This is a genomic window from Streptomyces echinatus, from assembly GCF_014203595.1.
In the GTDB taxonomy this organism is placed as follows: Bacteria; Actinomycetota; Actinomycetes; order Streptomycetales; family Streptomycetaceae; genus Streptomyces; species Streptomyces echinatus.
The window spans coordinates 1-2030 of sequence record NZ_JACHJK010000046.1 but is presented as its reverse complement, the minus strand read 5'-3'; the positions used below and the strand labels follow the sequence as shown (position 1 = coordinate 2030).

Here is a 2030-nt window from a genome sequence, read left to right as displayed (position 1 = left end):
GAGATCCTCGAAACCCTCGGCACCGGCAAACGACTCGTCGTCCCCGACACGGACGTACGACGCGACCCCACACGGTTCGTGCAGTGGCTGGACGAACACCGCATCGAGGAGCTGTACGCACCGAACGTCATGGTCCAGGCGGTGTGCGAGGCGGCCCTGGAGCAGGGCCGTACCCTCCCCCACCTCCGTCACATCGCCCAGGCGGGCGAGGCCCTCCAGCTGAGCCCGGCGACGAAGGAGTTCTTCGCGGGCCGCCCGGAGCGTGTGCTCCACAACCACTACGGCCCCGCGGAGACGCACGTCATCACCACGTACTCCCTGCCGGGCGAGGTGTCGGACTGGGGTACGACGGCACCGATCGGCGGCCCCCTCTGGAACACCCGCGTGTTCGTCCTGGACGACGCGCTCGCACCGGTGCCGGCCGGAGTGACCGGCGAGCTGTACCTCGCGGGCACCGCCCTGGCCCGCGGCTACTGGGACCGCCCCGGCCTCACCGCGGAACGCTTCGTCGCGAACCCCTACGGCGGTCCGGGTGAGCGCATGTACCGCACCGGTGACCTGGTCCGCTGGAACACCGCGGGAGAGCTGGAGTACATCGGCCGGGCCGACAACCAGGTCAAGGTCCGCGGCTTCCGCATCGAACTCGGCGAGATCGAAACAGCCCTCACCGGCCAGGAAAGCGTGGCCCAGGCCGCGGTCGTGGTACGCGAAGACCGTCCCGGCGACCGGCGGGTCGTCGCCTACGTCGTCCCCGCATCCGGCACCGTCGCTCAGCCCTCCGCCCTGCGCCGGCAGCTCGCACAGGCACTCCCCGACTACATGGTGCCCTCGGCGGTCGTCGTGCTGGACGCGCTGCCGCTCACCCCCAGCGGCAAGGTGGACCGCCGGGCACTCCCCGCGCCGGCCCTGGACGTCTCGCCCTCGGGACATGCCGCCCCGCGGACACCACAGGAGGAGATCCTGTGCGGCATCTTCGCCGAGGTGCTGGGTGTGGGCCAGGTCGGTGTCGACGACAGCTTCTTCGACCTCGGCGGACACTCCCTGCTGGCCACCCGACTCGTCAGCCGCGTCCGCTCGGTACTCGACGTGGAACTCTCCGTCCGCGCGGTCTTCGAGGCACCCACCGTCGCCGCTCTGGTACAGCGCCTGCCGAACGCCGGTATCGCCAGGAAGGCGCTGCGGGCGGCCGTGGAACGCCCGGAGACGGCTCCGTTGTCCTTCTCGCAGCGGCGCCTGTGGTTCCTCCACCGACTGGAAGGACCCAGCGCGACCTACAACATGCCCATGGCCATCCGGCTGACTGGCGAACTCGACCGCGCCGCCCTGCACGACGGTCTCACCGACGTGCTCGCGCGTCATGAGAGCCTGCGGACGGTCTTCCCCGAGGTCGACGGGGTGCCGCGGCAGAAGGTGCTGAGCGTCTCCGAAGCCGGGGTCGAGCTGTCGGTGGTGCCGACGACGGAGGAGGAGCTCGCGGCGAGGCTCGCCGACGCGTCCGCCGAAGGCTTCGATCTGGCGAACGACCTCCCGTTGCGGGTGACGCTGTTCGTGCTGTCGCCGACCGAGCACGTGCTGGTACTGGTGCTGCACCACATCACGGGCGACGGCTGGTCCCTGCGGCCCCTGTCACGGGACGTGGGCGAGGCGTACGCGGCACGGGTGGAAGGCCGGGCGCCCGAGTGGCCGGAGCTTCCGGTGCAGTACGTGGACTACACGTTGTGGCAGCAGGAGCTGCTGGGGGCCGAGGACGATCCGCAGAGCGTCATCAGCCGACAGGTCGACTACTGGAAGACGACCCTGGCCGACATACCCGAGCGGTTGGACGTCCCGGTGGACCGTCCGCGTCCGGCGGCGACCACGTATCGAGGCGATCTCGTCGACATCGAGATGAGCGCCGAGCTGCACGGGCGGATCGTCGCACTGGCCCGTGAATGTGGGGCGAGTGTGTTCATGGTGCTGCAGGCCGGTCTCGCGGTGCTGCTCAAGCGCCTGGGCGCGGGATCCGACATCCCGCTGGGCTCACCCATCGC

General features: G+C 70.4%; 1 protein-coding gene. It reads left to right on the top strand.

Annotation, left to right across the window (positions count from 1 at the left end; translation table 11 throughout):
- The coding region (locus FHS34_RS41790; protein WP_184976185.1) for a condensation domain-containing protein at nucleotides 1–2030 on the top strand (2030 nt) is incomplete at both ends.